Source organism: Pseudomonas sp. NPDC089534, assembly GCF_044749305.1.
In the GTDB taxonomy this organism is placed as follows: domain Bacteria; phylum Pseudomonadota; class Gammaproteobacteria; order Pseudomonadales; family Pseudomonadaceae; genus Aquipseudomonas; species Aquipseudomonas ekonensis.
Map to the genome: position 1 here is coordinate 76,007 of NZ_JBIVHR010000002.1, position 16,298 is coordinate 92,304.

Annotated in this window: 14 protein-coding genes; 10 read left to right on the top strand and 4 right to left on the bottom strand. The window is 65.8% G+C overall.

The features are described from left to right. Window positions 1–20: 20 nt before the first annotated feature. Both ACIP0B_RS01095 and ACIP0B_RS01100 read right to left on the bottom strand, forming a co-directional pair. Entirely contained in the window at window positions 21–1,259 is a 1,239-nt protein-coding gene (locus ACIP0B_RS01095) for a DUF2599 domain-containing protein (RefSeq protein ID WP_400829068.1), read from the bottom strand. Between the two features lie 30 nt (window positions 1,260–1,289). Then, entirely contained in the window at window positions 1,290–2,981 is a 1,692-nt protein-coding gene (locus tag ACIP0B_RS01100) for a DUF2599 domain-containing protein (RefSeq protein ID WP_400829070.1), read from the bottom strand. Window positions 2,982–3,169: 188 nt separating this feature from the next. Here ACIP0B_RS01100 and ACIP0B_RS01105 point away from each other — a divergent pair, with 188 nt between their 5' ends. The 7 genes from ACIP0B_RS01105 (at window position 3,170) to fusA (ending at window position 10,564) form a co-directional block, all read left to right on the top strand. After that, a complete protein-coding gene (locus ACIP0B_RS01105) occupies window positions 3,170–4,102 on the top strand; it encodes a hypothetical protein (protein WP_400829072.1) in 933 nt (310 codons plus the stop codon). Window positions 4,103–4,249: 147 nt separating this feature from the next. Beyond that, on the top strand, window positions 4,250–5,083 hold the full coding sequence (locus tag ACIP0B_RS01110) for an oxidoreductase (RefSeq protein ID WP_400829074.1): 834 nt from the start codon (window positions 4,250–4,252) through the stop codon (window positions 5,081–5,083). A gap of 22 nt (window positions 5,084–5,105) precedes the next feature. After that, window positions 5,106–6,044 carry an AraC family transcriptional regulator N-terminal domain-containing protein gene (locus ACIP0B_RS01115; RefSeq protein ID WP_400829076.1) on the top strand — a complete coding sequence of 313 codons (939 nt, stop codon included), beginning with the start codon at window positions 5,106–5,108 and terminating at the stop codon, window positions 6,042–6,044. A 99-nt stretch (window positions 6,045–6,143) separates the two neighbouring features. Then, window positions 6,144–7,016: an AraC family ligand binding domain-containing protein gene (locus tag ACIP0B_RS01120; protein WP_400829078.1), complete on the top strand. Its 873-nt coding sequence runs from the start codon at window positions 6,144–6,146 to the stop codon at window positions 7,014–7,016. A 32-nt stretch (window positions 7,017–7,048) separates the two neighbouring features. Next, on the top strand, window positions 7,049–7,456 hold the full coding sequence (locus tag ACIP0B_RS01125; RefSeq protein WP_400829080.1) for a DUF2000 family protein: 408 nt from the start codon (window positions 7,049–7,051) through the stop codon (window positions 7,454–7,456). Window positions 7,457–7,562: 106 nt separating this feature from the next. Beyond that, window positions 7,563–8,186 carry a LysE family translocator gene (locus ACIP0B_RS01130; RefSeq protein WP_400829082.1) on the top strand — a complete coding sequence of 208 codons (624 nt, stop codon included), beginning with the start codon at window positions 7,563–7,565 and terminating at the stop codon, window positions 8,184–8,186. 242 nt (window positions 8,187–8,428) lie between these two features. Further along, on the top strand, window positions 8,429–10,564 hold the full coding sequence (fusA, locus tag ACIP0B_RS01135) for an elongation factor G (RefSeq protein ID WP_400829084.1): 2,136 nt from the start codon (window positions 8,429–8,431) through the stop codon (window positions 10,562–10,564). 60 nt (window positions 10,565–10,624) lie between these two features. On the opposite strand, the gene ACIP0B_RS01140 is transcribed toward fusA, so the two are convergent. Beyond that, window positions 10,625–11,086 (bottom strand): VOC family protein, encoded by a 462-nt coding sequence (locus tag ACIP0B_RS01140; protein ID WP_217892104.1) that lies wholly within the window; start codon window positions 11,084–11,086, stop codon window positions 10,625–10,627. A 149-nt stretch (window positions 11,087–11,235) separates the two neighbouring features. Here ACIP0B_RS01140 and ACIP0B_RS01145 point away from each other — a divergent pair, with 149 nt between their 5' ends. Together ACIP0B_RS01145 and ACIP0B_RS01150 are read left to right on the top strand one after the other, a co-directional pair. Then, complete coding sequence (locus ACIP0B_RS01145) at window positions 11,236–11,517, top strand: hypothetical protein (RefSeq protein WP_400829086.1); 282 nt, start codon at window positions 11,236–11,238, stop codon at window positions 11,515–11,517. Between the two features lie 105 nt (window positions 11,518–11,622). Beyond that, the gene (locus ACIP0B_RS01150) at window positions 11,623–13,749 is read left to right on the top strand and encodes a TonB-dependent receptor family protein (RefSeq protein ID WP_400829088.1); all 2,127 of its coding nucleotides are present in this window, start codon (window positions 11,623–11,625) and stop codon (window positions 13,747–13,749) included. A gap of 6 nt (window positions 13,750–13,755) precedes the next feature. Here ACIP0B_RS01150 and ACIP0B_RS01155 read toward each other — a convergent pair whose 3' ends face one another. Next, window positions 13,756–14,658, bottom strand: coding sequence for a LysR substrate-binding domain-containing protein (locus ACIP0B_RS01155; protein ID WP_400829090.1), 903 nt, complete (start codon window positions 14,656–14,658; stop codon window positions 13,756–13,758). A 111-nt stretch (window positions 14,659–14,769) separates the two neighbouring features. Here ACIP0B_RS01155 and ACIP0B_RS01160 point away from each other — a divergent pair, with 111 nt between their 5' ends. Beyond that, window positions 14,770–16,290, top strand: a complete 1,521-nt coding sequence (locus tag ACIP0B_RS01160) for an MFS transporter (protein ID WP_400829092.1) — start codon at window positions 14,770–14,772, stop codon at window positions 16,288–16,290. Window positions 16,291–16,298 lie beyond the last annotated feature (8 nt).

Here is a 16,298-nt window from a genome sequence, read left to right on the forward strand (position 1 = left end):
CGGCGTCCTTTCAGCCGGCCTCAGTAAGGGTTGCACTGTTGCGCCACCGCCGTGGCCTGGTCGACATAGGGCCGCGCCGGCTCAAGGTTCCACTCCGGCTTGTTGCGCACGGGCCTGCCGTCGAAGGTGGCCGCCAGGTGGCAAACCAGCTGGCGGCGCAGCGAACCGCCGTTGACGCTGTACTGGCGCCACTGGTCATCGTTTTTGTGCTTGTTGTACAGCTCGGCGAACATCCGGTCGGTCTGGTCGTCCTTGATCGCCCGGCCGCATGCGGTGGGCACCACCTGCAGCGACCAGGTGTCGGGGCCGAGCTTCGGATCGGGCCGCTTCACCCAGGTGCTGGACTCGATGTATTTGTCGCAGTACTTGGGCTCCGGCGCCGACGCGGTCTGGATGCAGGAGAATGTCGCCTTGGCCACCGGCGTCTTGGGGAAGTCGATCTTGATGATGTTGCGGTCCTTGCCGGTCTTGTTCTTGTAGTCCTTCTGATTGGCCAACGCGTCGTTGAGGCCGCGCTGGTCGCTGTAGAAGAAGGCCAGGATCGGCAGTTCGTCGGTCTTCGGGTTGCCCAGGCGCAGTTCGGTCTGGGTCTGGAACTCGCGGCTGTTGATCACGCGGCGCGAACCCATGAAATTCTGGAACGCGGTGACCCGCTCCTGGCTGCTCATGGGGTTGCGCATGTTGAAGCCGCACTGCAGCTGATCCTGCTGACGGTTATTGTTGAACTTAGTGAAGTGCGCGACCCACGCGTTGACGTTGCTGATCGGCGGCGCCATCGACTGGCACACCGCTTCGGTCTGGGTGGTGTTCTTGTTGTTGCCGCAGCCCCGGTCGTCGCGGAAATCGGTCCAGGCGTCGTTGGGGAACGCGCAGTAGATGTGCACCGGGTTCTCGGGGTCGCGCACCAGATCCACCGGCGTGATGAGGTAGCCGTTCTGGGTGCTCATGCCGGGGTCTTCGTAGCTGATGCCGTCGGCGCGCATCCACGACGCGGCGAACGTGCCCAGTTCCTGGGCCTTGGGGCTCGGGTTCCAGACGTCCCATTGCTGCCCCTTCGCCGGATCCGCCCGGTGGGTGCCCCGGACCAACAGCCCCGAACAGTCCGACGCCGGATCCCTGCCGCAACTGTCGACGGTGTTGTTGTACAGCGTTTCGACTTTCTTCAGCGTTTCCGCACATGACTCGGCATAAGCCGAGGCCACGTGCAGGCACAGCGGCAACACGCACAGCGGCGCGATCCTGTTCCAGCGAGTCTTCATGACGACTGTCTCCTTGCCTTCTTGCGAAACCTAGCGCGCCACCGGATTGCAGCCCGCCGCGCGGGTGTCGCTGTCCGACAGCGCGGGCCTGAACGGCTCAAGATTCCATGGCGTCTTGCTGCGGTAGTTGACCAGCACGCAGTTCAGTTGCCCGCGCATGCTGCCGGCGGACTTTTCGTTGTCGCGCCAGTTGCCGTCGCCGCCCCGCAGGGCGAACAGCTGGTCGTACAAGGCGCCGAGCTGGTCGGGGGCCAAGGCACGCCCGGCCGCGGTCGGCACGACGCTCAAGGTCCATTCGTCCTGGCGGGTGCCCGGGTCGTAGCGCTTGACCCAATCGGCGGACGCGATGTACTGCACCGGTTGGGCCGGCACCGGATTGCACCCGGCCTTGGCCGCTTCCTGCGGGGTGACGACGGGCCGGAACGGTTCAAGGTTCCACTCGGTCTTGCCTGGGTAGTGCTGCACCAGGCAGCTCAGTTGCTGACGCATGCTGCCGGCGGACTTTTCGTTGTCGCGCCACTGGCTATCGGCGCCGCGCAGCTCGAACAACTCCTTGTAAACCGCTTCCTGATCGCTCGCCTGGCTCGCCTTGCCCTGGGCGGTGGGGACGACGTTGAGGGTCCATTCGTTTTTCCCGGTGCCGGGGTCATGGCGCTCGACCCAGGTGGCCGAAGCGATGTACCGGGCGTTCGGCGTCACCGGCGTCGGCTGGCCGTTGCCGGCGGCGGCCAGGTCGATCGCCTGGTCGGCGGCGACATAGCTGAAACGCTGCTCCGGCGGCTTGGTGAAGTCCAGCCGCAGGATCGGCACGCTGTAGCCCTGGGCCTGGAGTTTCTTCTGGAAATTGCGCGCGCTGTTGAGGCCGTTCTCCGGCTTCGGCGGCGCCTGGTCGCCACGGGTGGCGAAGTTCTGCGTGCTGTTGACGTTGTAGATGAAGGCGTCGATGTACTTCATGTTTTCGCTGCCATCGTTGCTGGCCGACGCGTTCTTCAACATGAATTCGTTGACCTGCGCGCTGAAGGCGAAAGGATCCTTGTGGGTGGTGTTCACCCGCGATTCATGGACGCGGATCATGGCGTTCCAGTCGTCAGGCCGTTCGGCGTTCCAGGAGCACTGGTCGTACTGGATCGGCCCCTTAAGCAGGCCGGTGTAGCGGGCCGTCCACTGCGCGGCAGTGCTCACGCCGGCTTCGGCGCAGGTGCCGTAGGCCAGCGCCGCGTTGCGGTTGTCCATCGCGGCCTGGGCCTTGCGCGGCGGCTCCTTGCTGTCGAAAAAGCCGCAGCCGTACCACTTGCGCTCCGGCCCGGTGCCGCCGTCGAACGCGTAGATGCACGTCCAGCCCTGCTCCTTGACCGGCAGCTGCAGCGCCATCGAATCGATGGGCGTGCGCAGGATGAACCCGGCCGGATGGATGAGGATGCGCGTGCTCAGGTCCTTGCGGATCCACGAATAGGAGGTCGCGCCGATCTTGATCGCGTACGGGCTGTAGTCCCACGGGTTGAACGGCCCGTCGTTGACCATGCGCAGGGTCACGCCGCTGCAGTAGTAATGCCCTCGGGCGGCGCCGGTGTCGGGCTCCTGGCAGGCGTCCTTGAGGGTGTTGTAGTTGCGGTTGATGCGGTTCAGCGTCTCGACCGGATCGAGCACCGTCTGGGCCGCCGCGCCGGAGGCCAGGGTAAGGGAACACACGAGAGCGAAAGACGAACGCAGGGCTGCGCGCATGGCCGACGACTCCTTGTCGTGAGAGGTGAAACGTCCTTGGGGATGAGCGTAGATAGGGCGGTGATTCCGGTCAAACCGCGAGATGAACGGCGTTGGCCGGGCGTCACCGTCGAGAGGCATCGAGCCGCCCACAATCCGCTACGCTTCACCTACAGACGGATCGTTCAGGTTCACACCTCAGGAAACCCATGATGAAGGACGCATCTACGGATCTTGGAAGACAAATCGACACCGCCATGAAGTTGCTCTCGCTTTCGGCAAAAGTGGGGCTTCTGGTGGGTGGCGGCTCCATCGTGGGATACCTGCTGATGAACGGGCACTACCCGCAAGGCGTCTCCCTGGGCGATGGATTGCTGTTTCTGGTGTCGGCGTTTTCTTTCGGCATCGTCTGCCTGTACTTCTCGGTCTCGATCACTGCCGTCGGGATTCTGCTTTCGCCGATCCTCGCGCCCGCCGTGAAGCTGGCCGTCCGGGTCGTGAACAGATTCAGGGAACAGAAGATCGCTTCGCCCGTCACGCAGCAGAAGATCGGTTTCCCGGCGGTGTTCTTCGGGATCTGCGGACTGGCCATCATCTATTTCCTGGCGCGACGGAGCCTTGTCGATCACCTGCCCTTGATCGTGCTGCCGGTGTTCCAATGCATCATGTATTCGGCGCTCGTGGAGCAGAACGAGAAAATGCGGCAGGCCAAGCTCCAGGCCGAACCGCAGCCCGAACCCGCCCCGCAGGACAACAAGCCTTCACTCGACTTGCACCACCTCAGGAAATCCAGGGCCATCCTGGCGGGCATCATTCTGGTCGTCCCCATTCTGATGGGCGGCGTGACATCCGATCTGTTGCAGTTGGCCATGAGCTTCGCAAAGATCCGCATCGACCACGCGACCATCCTCGTGAAGGCCCCCTACGCCAACCTGCTGCCGAACCCGAAGGAGTCCAAGATCGACAACTTCAAGACCTTCGAAAAGGCCACCGTGATCTTCAGGGGCGTCGGCAACACCACGCTCATCGAAATGCGCACCCCCGACACGGCGACCCGGCTGGAGATCCCGAACGACTCGATCATCATCGAGCGCACGGCGAAGATCGCGCCGGACGCCAAAATCGCCGAAGGCAATCTCTAGCGCCTAAGAGCCTGGCCAGGTGCCTATTCCAACCCTGCCGGGGTCAACCCCTGATAGGAATAGGCAACCCTCAAAGACGAACCGGCATAGGTTGACCTGGCCTGATTCCCTACCATGGGCTCCACGCCAACACACCGGAGCCCGACCATGCCAGCCACCAAAACCCTCTTCATCACCGGCGCCAGCAGCGGCTTCGGCCATGCCCTGGCCAAGGAAGCGCTCGCCGCCGGCCATCGCGTCATCGGCACCGTGCGCCGCGAGGCGGACTTGCAGGCCTTCGAGGCCCTGTCGCCGGGCAATGCCCATGGCGTGATCCTGGATGTCACCGACTTCGACCGGATCGACGCCGTCGTCGCCGAAACCGAAGCTGCCCTTGGCCCGGTCGATGTGCTGGTCAACAACGCCGGCTACGGCCACGAAGGCGTCTTCGAGGAGGCGCCGCTGGAGGAGATGCGCCGTCAGTTCGACGTCAACGTGTTCGGTGCGGTGGCGGTGACCAAGGCGTTCCTGCCCTACTTCCGCCAACGCCGCGCCGGGCACGTCCTCAACATCACCTCCATGGGCGGCACGATCACGATGCCCGGCATCGCCTATTACTGCGCCAGCAAGTTTGCGCTCGAAGGCATCTCCGATACCCTGAGCCAGGAGCTGCGCCCGTTCGGCATCTTCGTCACCGCCGTGGCGCCCGGCTCGTTCCGCACCGACTGGGCCGGCCGCTCGATGCGGCGCACCCCGCGCAGCATCGCCGACTACGACGCCAGCTTCGACCCGATCCGCAAGGCCCGCGAAGCCAAGAGCGGCAAGCAGCTCGGCGACCCGCAGAAAGCCGCGCAGGCGATGCTGCAGGTCATCGCCGACCCGGCGCCGCCGGCCCACCTGCTGCTGGGCAGCGACGCCCTGAACCTGGTGCGCGACAAGCTCAAGCGCACCGCCGACGAGATCGACCGATGGGAAGCCCTGACCCGCTCCACCGACCATTGACCCCACGGCAGAAGGTGCGCCCATGAACCCGCACGATGCAGACACCCGGCGCATGGTGCGGCTCATGGAGAAGCTCGCCCCGGTGGAGGGCTACAACCTCAGCGCGCTGGATGACGTGCGCTTCCTGCGCTCGAACCGGCCGCTGACCCGCACGCCGGTGCTGTACGACCCCGGCATCGTGATCCTGTGCCAGGGGCGCAAGCGCGGGTATCTGGGCGACGAGGTGTATGTCTACGACGCCAGCCACTACCTGGTCGTGTCCGTGCCGGTGCCCTTCACCATGGAGACCGACGCCAGCGAAGAGGAACCGATGCTGGCGGTCTACATGCGCCTGGACCTGCGCCTGGCCAGCGAGCTGATGCAGCAGGTGGACGAGGTGCACGGCCCGAGCCAGTCGCCGCCCAAAGGCATGTACGCCTCGCCGATGGACGACTCGCTGCGCGCCTCGACGCTGCGTTTCCTGGAGGCCATGAGCGTGCCGGGCGAAGCGCTGATCCTGGGGCCGTCGCTGATGCGGGAGATCTACTACCGCATCCTCACCGGCGCCCAAGGCGGCTCGATGCGCGCAGCGCTCGATCGGCAAGGGCATTTCGGCAAGGTGACCCGTGCGATCCGCATGATCCACGCCTGCTACCCGCAGCGCCTGGACGTCGAGCAGCTCGCCCGGGAAGCGAGCATGAGCGTGCCCAACTTCCACCTGCACTTTCGCAACGTCACGGACGCCTCGCCCATGCAGTACCTCAAGTCCACGCGCCTGCATCAGGCGCGGCTGCTGATGCTGCGCCACACCATGACCGCGTCGGCGGCGGCCTTCGCCGTCGGCTACGAAAGCGCCTCGCAGTTCAGCCGCGAGTTCAAGCGTTTCTTCGGCAGGACGCCGCTGGCCGAGATCGAATGGATGAAAGCGACGTATGCGCTGCCGGCGCCCGCATCGCCGTCGATCTATGTGTCGTCGCATTAGCGACCGGATCCGCAAAATGCCTGCCTGCGCGCGCAACGGACTTGCAACCTCGCCGGATTCTCATCAAGGTGGAGCGTCCGGCAACCAGGCAGTTTCGCGATGACCTCCTCCCACGACCCGACCGCCAACGACTGGATCCACATCCGTCGCGACCGGGACACCGGCATCGAAAGCGTGCATGCGCACTTTCAGGGCCATGCCTACGAGCCCCATGACCACGACGAGATGCTGGTGGGCGTCACCCAGCAAGGCGTGCAGCGCTTCAGTTGCCACCGTTCGCTGCACACCAGCACGCCGGGGCGTTCGATCCTGATCGAGCCGGGCGCGGTGCATGACGGCCATGCGCCGGAGCCGGAAGGCTTCACCTACGCGATGCTGTACCTGCCGCAGACGTGGGTCGCCGGCATGACCGACCGCCTCGGCCTGGGCGATGCGTCGGCGCTGGAAGCGGCGTTCCGCAGCACCCTGGCCGACGACTCGCGGCTCAGCGCCTCGATCCAGCAGGCGTTCCTGGCCATCCACAACGAAGAAGGCCGATTGGCCCGGGACCAAGGCCTGGATCACCTGATCGGCATGCTGGCCAAGCACATCTACCGGCCGACGCCCTCCGGCAAGGCCGACGCCGACTTCGAAATGCAGCGGGCCCGGGAATACCTGCACGCCCACCTGTCCGACGACATCGGCCTGGATGAACTGGCGATGCACTCGGGGATCGACCGCTTCCGCCTCACCCGCCAGTTCAAGCGCGCCTTCGGCCAGACGCCCCACGCCTACCTCGTGCGGCTGCGCCTGCGGGCTGCGCGCATTCTCCTGGCCAGCGGTCAGGCGCCGGTGGATGTGGCCGCCGCCGTCGGCTTCGCCGACCAAAGCCACCTGGGGTTGTGGTTCCGCCGCGCCTACCGGCTCACCCCGGCCGGCTATCAGCGCCAGTGCACAAACCTTACAGACCGGGAAACCGCCCGCCTTCCATGATGCAGGCTCCAGACTGACGGAGCCTTCCACTCATGTTCGATACCAAAATCGCCTTCATCGTGCGCAACGACCTGGCCGCCTGGCAGCGGATGAACGTCGTGGCGTTTCTCGCCACCGGCATCGCCTCGGCCGCACCCGACATCCTGGGCGAGCCCTACATCGACGCCAACGGCCACCGCTACGGCAACATGGCCGGCCAGCCGATGCTGGTGTTCGAGGGGGATCTGGCCGGCCTGCAGAAGGCCCACCGCATCGGCCTTGAGCGCGAGCTCACTCTGTTGCCCTACGTGTTCCCCATGTTCTCCACCGGTTTCGACGAAGCCAACCGCGAGGTGTTCCGGGCGCAGGATCCGGGCAACCTGGACCTGGTCGGGATCGCACTGCGCGGCTCGAAAAAGGCCGTGGACAAGGCCATCAAAGGCCTGTCGCTGCACGCGTGAGCCCTTCCCTTGCGACCTTTCAGCGGTGTTCAACGATGTTCGATTCTTTTGTTGCGGCGGGCCGACGCTCCGCCCCCTTCAACCCCTGCCGACACGGTGCACGCCGATGAGCGCCTCGACCCTGCTCGGTTTCTGGGCCTTCGCCCTGGTGTTCGTGATCGTGCCCGGCGCCGACTGGGCCTATGCGATTTCCGCCGGCGTGCGCGGCCAGGGCGTCATTCCCGCCGTGCTCGGGCTGCTGACCGGCTACACCGTGCTGACCGTGGTGGTGGCCGCCGGTTTGGGCGTGCTGGTGACGGCCAACCCCAGTCTGTTGATGGCCCTGTCCATCGCCGGCGCCCTGTACCTGTGCTGGCTGGGGGTCGGCATGCTGCGCAGTGCGCCGGCGCCGCTCAAGGCTGACGATGCGACCCGCGCGCTGGGCGGGATGGATTGGTTCTTCAAAGGCACCCTGGTCAGCGGCCTCAATCCCAAGGGCCTGCTGTTCTTCGTCGCGTTCCTGCCGCCGTGGACCTCCGCCCAGGCCAACTGGGGCATTCCTGCGCAGTTGCTGGCGCTGGGCCTGGTCTACACCGCCAGTTGCGCGGTCATTTACACGCTGGTGGGCTTCGGCGCGGAACGCACGTTGCGGGCACGGCCCGAGGCGGCGCGGCTGATCGGCCGGGTATCCGGGGTGATCATGCTGGTGCTGGCCGCTTCGCTGCTCTACCGGGAGCTGCCGATGGGCTGATCGCGGCCCTTGCACAGTCCGTCCGGCCGACCGCCGGTCAGGCCCGCCCGGTGTGCCCGTCGGGCAGGCCTTTTTTTCTTTGCCGGTGTTGGCAGCCGTCCATTCCGGATCTATACCAGCCAATGAGCGAGGGCCCCTTGCAATTTGTTCCGAGACCCTCCATCTGGGGGTGGTTGCTTGCTCGTCGAGCTTCTAAGATCGAGCAACCGGTATCCCATGAACACTGTTTCGAGGAGAACACCATGGCACGCACGACCCCCATCAACCGCTACCGCAACCTGGGCATCGTCGCCCACGTTGACGCGGGCAAGACCACCACCACAGAGCGGATCCTGTTCTACACGGGTCTGAGCCACAAGATGGGTGAGGTGCACGACGGTGCCGCCACCACCGACTGGATGGTGCAGGAACAGGAACGCGGCATCACCATCACGTCCGCCGCCGTGACCACGTTCTGGAAAGGTTCGCGCGGCCAATACGACAACTACCGCGTCAACATCATCGACACCCCCGGCCACGTGGACTTCACCATTGAAGTGGAGCGTTCGCTGCGGGTGCTCGACGGCGCGGTCGTGGTGTTCTGCGGCACCTCCGGCGTCGAGCCGCAATCCGAGACCGTGTGGCGTCAGGCCAACAAGTACCACGTGCCGCGTGTGGTCTACGTGAACAAGATGGACCGCGCCGGCGCGGACTTCCTGCGCGTCGTCGCCCAGATCAAGAACCGCCTGGGCCACACCCCGGTGCCGGTGCAGCTGGCCATCGGCGCGGAAGAGAACTTCCAGGGCCAGATCGACCTGATCAAGATGAAGGCCATCTACTGGAACGATGACGACAAGGGCACCACCTACCGCGAGGAAGAGATTCCGGCCGATATGCTGGCGCTGGCCAACGAGTGGCGCAACAACATGGTCGAGGCCGCCGCCGAAGCCAACGAAGAGCTGATGAACAAGTACCTGGACGAAGGCGACCTGTCCCCCGAGGAGATCAAGGCCGGCCTGCGTGCGCGCACCCTGGCCAGCGAAATCGTGCCGGCGGTGTGCGGCTCGTCGTTCAAGAACAAGGGCGTTCCGCTGGTGCTCGACGCGGTGATCGACTATCTGCCGGCGCCCATCGAGATTCCGTCGATCAAGGGCCATCACCCGGACAGCACCGATGACAACGAGATCATCGACGAACGCCACGCGGACGACGACGAACCGTTCTCGGCGCTGGCGTTCAAGATCGCCACCGACCCGTTCGTGGGCACGCTGACGTTCGTGCGGGTCTACTCGGGCTTCTTGAGTTCGGGCGACTCGGTGATCAACTCGGTCAAGGGCAAGAAAGAGCGCGTGGGGCGGATGGTGCAGATGCACGCCAACCAGCGCGACGAGATCAAGGAAGTGCGCGCCGGCGACATCGCCGCGCTGATCGGCATGAAGGACGTCACCACCGGGGACACCCTGTGCGACATCGACAAGCCGATCATCCTCGAGCGCATGGACTTCCCTGAACCGGTGATTTCGGTGGCCGTGGAGCCGAAGACCAAGCAGGACCAGGAAAAGATGGGCATCGCCCTCGGCAAGCTGGCCCAGGAAGACCCGTCGTTCCGCGTCAAGACCGACGAAGAGACCGGCCAGACGATCATCTCCGGCATGGGCGAGCTGCACCTGGACATCCTCGTCGACCGCATGAAGCGCGAGTTCAACGTCGAGGCCAACATCGGCAAGCCGCAGGTGTCGTACCGCGAGAAGATCACCAAGAACAACGTCGAGATCGAAGGCAAGTTCGTCCGCCAGTCCGGCGGCCGGGGTCAGTTCGGTCACTGCTGGATCCGCTTCTCGCAGCCGGACGTGGATGAGAAAGGCAACATCACCGAAGGCCTGGCGTTCACCAACGAGGTGGTCGGCGGCGTGGTGCCGAAGGAGTACATCCCGGCGATCCAGAAAGGCATCGAGGAACAGATGAAGAACGGCGTGGTCGCCGGCTATCCGCTGATCGGCCTGAAGGCCACCGTGTTCGACGGCTCGTACCACGACGTCGACTCCAACGAGATGGCGTTCAAGGTCGCGGCCTCCATGGCCACCAAGCAACTGGCCCAGAAAGGCGGCGGCGTGGTGCTGGAGCCGATCATGAAGGTGGAGGTGGTCACCCCCGAGGACTACATGGGTGACGTGATGGGCGACCTGAACCGGCGCCGCGGCCTGATCCAGGGCATGGAAGACTCGGTGTCCGGCAAGATCATCCGCGCCGAGGTGCCGCTGGGCGAGATGTTCGGTTATGCGACGGACGTGCGCTCGATGTCCCAGGGGCGTGCGAGCTACTCGATGGAGTTCTCCAAGTACGCCGAAGCGCCGCCGAACATCGTCGAAACATTGGTGAAAAAGCAAGGCGGAGCGTGATGTGACCGAAGCCGGAGCCTCCTGAAAGGGAGCTCCGGCTTTTTCATGCCCGGCCTTCCCTCACGGCTCGGCGAACGCCTGCTCGATGAACGCCTCCAGTTCCCTCTCCTCCAGCAACTCAATCGAAAACTGCCCGAAGCGTTTCGGCAGCCAGAGGATCCGCGTCCCGCTCGGCGACTGGAGGTTGTCGCGGGTCAACGGCCGGCCGTTCTCGTCCTCCGGCTGCACGCCGCTGGCGACCAGTTCGTCGTAGGCCGCCTCGATGTCCGGCGTGGAATAGCAATGGCGGTAGATCGTGCCCTCGCCCTTGGCGTCCATCAGGTCCTTGAGGTTGCCGGCGAACGGCTGCACCAGCATCAGGCGCTCGCTGCCGAACCGCACGACCGCATAACGCACGTGCAGGCCGCCGCGCTGCCAGTCGAGGGTCTTGGAGATGCGGGCGTTGAAGACCTTGGCGTAATAGCGGCAGGCTTCGTCGAGGTCGGCGACGAGCACATCGATGTGGCTGAATTTGAGATCCAAGGGCTGCTCCCTGCACGGTGGGCTGTGAAACTGACGTTGTACAGAATCCCGTCGAACGGATCCACGGTCCGGCGCGACAGCCACTATGCTCACTGAACCTACCCCCCGCATGGACGCCGTCAGCCTCTTGCCCCAGGAGCCGGCCGACCATGAACACCGCCACCCTGCTGACCCTGCTCGCCGTCACGTTCGCGCTGGCTGCCGGCTGCTCCGACAAAAAGGCCAACGTCCGCTACGCCGCCGTCTCCGCCCAGACCGGCTCCAACTGCTACGCCAAGGCCCTGCCCACGCTGGGCGAAGGCGGCCTGGCCTGGGGCGACACCCTGAGCATGGCCCGGCAGAAATCCATGGCCAACTGCATGCGTTATGCCGGCCGCTCCGGCGGCACGCCGGACACCTGCCAGGTGGTGCTGGCCGAGTGCAAGGACTGAGCGCCGCCTCTGTCTGACCGAAAAAGCAAAATCCCCATGTGTTTCCTTCGTTCTTAAGGACGTCGCACTGTTCCCTGCCCGTTCGTCCTGCCTGGAGTTGCCCCGATGCCCTCGCCCAAATCCCTGCCCACCGCTTTGCTGGGCCTGGCCCTCGTCTGTCCGGCCATGGCCGACGCCGAGGGAATGGAACTGGGCCAGGTGGTGATCGGGGCCGAAGACCGCAGCGGCGAGGACCAATCCGTGGAGGACGCCAAGGCCCGGCTGGCCGAGGTGCCCGGCGGCACCAACGTCATCGATGCGCGTCGCCCGTTGCAGGGCCGGGTGGCCAGCAACCAGGACGTGCTCGCCTATCAGCCGGGGATCTACGCCCAGTCTTCAGGCAACGAAGGGGTCAAGGTGTCGATCCGCGGCTCCGGCATCAACCGCGCGCCGGGGGCCCATGCCTCGGGGCTGTACGCGATGCTCGACGGCCTGCCGCTGACCGGCCCCGGCGGCACGCCCTATGAATTGCTGGAGCCGCTGTGGCTCGATCATGTGGACGTGCTGCGCGGCGCCAACGGCTTCGACCGGGGGGCCCTGGCGCTGGGCGGCGCCATCGATTACGTCAGCCATACCGGCTACGACTCGCCGCTGCTGCAGGTGCGCTACGCCATGGGCAGCCATGGCTACATCCAGCGCCAGGTCAGTTCCGGGCAGGTGCTGGGCAACCTCGACTACTACATGGCGGTGACCGGCGCGCAGTCCGACGGCTATCAGGATCACACCGCCAGCAAGAGCCAGGGCGTCATCGCCAACGTCGGCTACCGATTCAACCCGAACCTGGAAACCCGCTTCTACCTGCGTCACCGCGAGACCGACAACGACCTCGCCGGGCGGGTGACCAAGCATTCCATCGAGCACGACCCGCGCGCCGCCAACCCGGCCTACGTGACCCGCAACGACAGCCGCGACGAGCCCGGCAGCACGTTCTTCGGCAACAAGACCACCTGGTACATCGACGACGATTCGAGCCTGCAGACCGGCCTGGCCTACCACGACTACCCGATGGACCTGCGCGAAGGCCCCAACCGCCTGAAGGTGGCTTACACCGACGTCAGCGGCACCCTGGACTACAAGCGCCGCGACACCCTCTGGGGCCTGGAAAGCCGCAGCAACGTGGGCCTGAGGGTGACCAAGCACCTGCCCAACGCCGGTGCCACCGAGCTGGTGCGCATCCCCACCGGCAACACCGCCGGCTATGCCCCGGGCACCCACATCCGCGACTTCACCTACCAGGGCTCGGACACCGTGCTGCACGCCGGCAACGACCTGGAGATCGCCGACGACCTGTGGCTGACCACCGGCCTGGCCGCCATCTACACCCGCCGCGAAAGCGCCGTGACCTACCCCGACGGCGGCGGCAAGACCAGCCTCGGCGACTGGGACTACGCCCCGCGCATCGGCCTGCGCTACCAACTGACGCCGGACCTGCAACTGTTCGGCAACCTCAGCCGTTCGGTCGAGGCACCACACCCGTGGTCGCTGATCTACAGCTCCAACGTGCGCTTCCCCGCCGGCAGCGGCGTGGCCACCGGCGCCCAGCGTGACCCGGTCAAACTGCAAAACCAGACCGCCACCACCCTGGAACTGGGCGGCCGGGGCGACGCCGCCATCGGCCAGTGGAGCTTGGCCTGGTACTACGCCCAGGTGCGCCACGAACTGCTGTCGGTGCTGCCGGACGCCAACGCCACCACCCCTTACGAACTCAACGCCAGCCCCACCGTGCACCAAGGGGTCGAAGCCGGCCTGCTGAGCGACCTGTGGACGGCCGCCGACGGTGGCCGGTTGAGCCTGCGCCAGAGCTACACCTTCAGCGATTTCCACTACCGCGACGACGACCGTTTCGGCGACAACCGCCTGCCGGGCCTGCCCATGCACTTCTACCAGGGCGAGCTGCGCTACGACTGGCCGCAGGGCTTCTTCGCCGGCGTCAACACCCAGTGGGCGTCGAAGGTCGCCGTGGACTACGCCAACAGCTATTACGCCGACCCTTACGCGATCTTCGGCGCCACCGTGGGCTACAACGCGCCCAAGGGCGACTGGCAGACCTGGCTGGACCTGCGCAACCTGACCGACAAGCGCTACGCCGCCACCGTCACGCCGGGTTACGACGACAAGGGGCTGGACGTGGCGCGCTCCACGCCGGGCGAAGGAATGGCGATGTACGTCGGGGTGTCGTGGAGCCTGCGCTGAGTCCGTTCAGGCGCTGGCTCCGGAGACGAACAGGCGCTCGGCCATGAAGTCGACAAACACGCGGATCTTCGGCGACAGGTGCCGGCTCGACGGCCACAGGGCCCAGAACTGCCCCTGATCCTGCATATGCTCGTCCAGCACCGTTTCCAGCGCCCCCGAGGCCAACGCTTCACCGGCCAGGAAGTCCGGCATGCAGGCAATGCCGTGGCCGTCCACCGCGGCGGTGAACATGGCCTCCATGTTGTTCAGGATGAGGGTCGGGGTCAGGCGCAGCGCAGTGATCTCGGGTGCGGCGCTCAAGGTCCAGTCCATGATCTTGCCGGTGGTCGCGAAGCGGTAGCGCAGGCACTCGTGGGACTCCAGGTCGCTCAGGGCCAGGGGCCTGCCCTTGCGGTCGAGATACCCGGGGGCGGCGCACAGCAGAAAGCGGAAGGGCCCCAGCCTGCGCGCCATCAGGGTGGAGTCCGCCAATCCTCCGCTGCGGATCACCACGTCGAAACCCTCTTCGATCAGGTCCACCAGGCGGTCGTTGAAGTCCAGCTCCAGCTCGATCTCCGGATAGGCCTTGCGAAACGCCGGCAACGCCGGCAGCAGAAACCGGTAACCGATGGTGGGCAGGCTGACCCGCAAACGGCCGCGCGGCGCCTGCACCGCGTGCGACAGCATCGCTTGCGCGTCTTGCAGGTCGTCGAGGATTTTCCGGCAGCGCTCGTAGAACAGCTCGCCTTCTGCAGTGAGGCTGACCTTGCGGGTGCTGCGCTGAAACAGGCGCACGTTGAGGGAGGCCTCGAGCCTCGCCACGTTCTTGCCCACCGCCGAGGCCGACAGGCCCAGCGAGCGCGCGGCGGCGACGAAGCTCAGCGATTCGGCGGTCTTCACGAATGACAGCATGCCGTTGAGGCTTTCCATGTCATTGCATCCTTTTTGTCCGTTATCAGCGGAATCACAGCCTCTTTATCAGCCATTGCCGCATCGATAGATTGAGTCGGACACATTGCTATAGAAAGGAGGGAATACGCAATGGATCGTCCGACCCGAAAAGAGCGTTTGTGCGTGCTCGCGGCCATTTGCCTGGCCGCCCTGGTGCTGCCGTTGAGCTTCACCGCAGGCGCGGTCGCCACCCCCGCCATCGGCCGGGAATACAACGCCGCGCCCGCTGCCTTGGCCTGGATCACCAACGCCTTCATGCTCAGCTTCGGCAGCCTGCTGATGGCCGCCGGCGTCCTGGCCGACCGTTACGGGCGCAAGCGCCTGTTCACCTCAGGGCTGTCGTTGTTCGTGGCGGTGAGCGCCTTGCTGGCCAATGCCACCGGCATCGTGGCGCTGGATGCGCTGCGGGCGCTGCAGGGTGTCGCGGCAGCGGCCGCCCTGGCCAGCGGCTCTGCGGCACTGGCCCAGGCATTCGAAGGCTACGCCAGAGTCCGGGCGTTCAGCCTGCTCGGCACCACGTTCGGCGTTGGCCTGACGTTCGGCCCTTTGCTGTGCGGTGCGCTGGTCGAGCAGTTCGGCTGGCGCTCGATCTTCACAGTCACCGCCTCGCTGGCCGGCGTATCACTCGTCGCCGCGGCGACTTGCATGCGCGAAAGCGCCAACCCCAATGCGGGCACGCTCGATGTGCCGGGCGTCATCAGTTTCTCGGGCATGCTCACGCTGCTCACCGGCGCCATCATCCTCGGCCCCCGCAGCGGTTGGCATTCGCTGCCGGTCCTGAGCGCGCTGGCGGGCGCGGTGATCTGCCTGGCGGTGTTCGTGGCGGTGGAGCTGCAAGGGAAGAACCCCATGCTCAATCTTCGCCTGTTCAGGCAGCCCCGCTTCGTCGGTGTGCAGATCCTGCCGGTCGGCACCTGCTACTGCTACATCGTGCTGATTGTGCTGCTGCCCTTGCGGCTGATCGGTGTGGAGGGGGCCACGCCCCTGCACAGCGGTCTGATCCTGTTGGCGTTGTCGGCACCGATGCTGGCGGTGCCGCTGCTGGCAGCGCAGCTGAACCGCCGGGTCGGTGCCGGCACCCTATGCGCAGGAGGGTTCCTGCTGGCGGCCGCCGGCCTGCTCTTCCTCGGTCAGCTGGACTTGCGCGACCCCGTGTCCCTGAGCCTGTGCCTGCTGGTGATCGGCACCGGCACCGGGTTGCCGTGGGGCCTGATGGATGGACTGGCGCTGAGCGTCGTCCCCGTCGAGCAGGCAGGAATGGCCGCCGGGATTTTCAACACCACCCGCGTCGCCGGGGAAGGCATCGCGCTGGCGGCCACGCTGGCGGTGCTCACAGCGCTGGTCGACGGCAACTTGGCGCATCAGTTGCCGGCCGACCTGCGCAATGAATGGGCACAACGACTGGTGATGGGCGACCTGGGCCAGGCCGAAGGCCCGCTGCGGGCGCTGCTGCTGGTGGCCTACAAGGAAGGATTCGCCACGCTGACGCGGATGCTGGCGGCTGTCACCGTGGTGGCGGCAGGCGCTTCACTGCTTCTGCTCAAGCGTTCTGGCCGGGATCGCGGCCGGTCAAGCAGCGAGCCTGCGCCACCGGCCCGATCCTTGGGTTGAGGGGTGAA

Excerpts from the sequence above, each read along its gene's own strand:
- ACIP0B_RS01095 (WP_400829068.1), bottom strand. The coding sequence starts at position 1,259 with ATGAAGACTCGCTGGAACAGGATCGCGCCGCTGTGCGTGTTGCCGCTG.
- ACIP0B_RS01100 (WP_400829070.1), bottom strand. The coding sequence starts at position 2,981 with ATGCGCGCAGCCCTGCGTTCGTCTTTCGCTCTCGTGTGTTCCCTTACC.
- ACIP0B_RS01105 (WP_400829072.1), top strand. The coding sequence starts at position 3,170 with ATGATGAAGGACGCATCTACGGATCTTGGAAGACAAATCGACACCGCC.
- ACIP0B_RS01110 (WP_400829074.1), top strand. The coding sequence starts at position 4,250 with ATGCCAGCCACCAAAACCCTCTTCATCACCGGCGCCAGCAGCGGCTTC.
- ACIP0B_RS01115 (WP_400829076.1), top strand. The coding sequence starts at position 5,106 with ATGAACCCGCACGATGCAGACACCCGGCGCATGGTGCGGCTCATGGAG.
- ACIP0B_RS01120 (WP_400829078.1), top strand. The coding sequence starts at position 6,144 with ATGACCTCCTCCCACGACCCGACCGCCAACGACTGGATCCACATCCGT.
- ACIP0B_RS01125 (WP_400829080.1), top strand. The coding sequence starts at position 7,049 with ATGTTCGATACCAAAATCGCCTTCATCGTGCGCAACGACCTGGCCGCC.
- ACIP0B_RS01130 (WP_400829082.1), top strand. The coding sequence starts at position 7,563 with ATGAGCGCCTCGACCCTGCTCGGTTTCTGGGCCTTCGCCCTGGTGTTC.
- fusA (WP_400829084.1), top strand. The coding sequence starts at position 8,429 with ATGGCACGCACGACCCCCATCAACCGCTACCGCAACCTGGGCATCGTC.
- ACIP0B_RS01145 (WP_400829086.1), top strand. The coding sequence starts at position 11,236 with ATGAACACCGCCACCCTGCTGACCCTGCTCGCCGTCACGTTCGCGCTG.
- ACIP0B_RS01150 (WP_400829088.1), top strand. The coding sequence starts at position 11,623 with ATGCCCTCGCCCAAATCCCTGCCCACCGCTTTGCTGGGCCTGGCCCTC.
- ACIP0B_RS01155 (WP_400829090.1), bottom strand. The coding sequence starts at position 14,658 with ATGGAAAGCCTCAACGGCATGCTGTCATTCGTGAAGACCGCCGAATCG.
- ACIP0B_RS01160 (WP_400829092.1), top strand. The coding sequence starts at position 14,770 with ATGGATCGTCCGACCCGAAAAGAGCGTTTGTGCGTGCTCGCGGCCATT.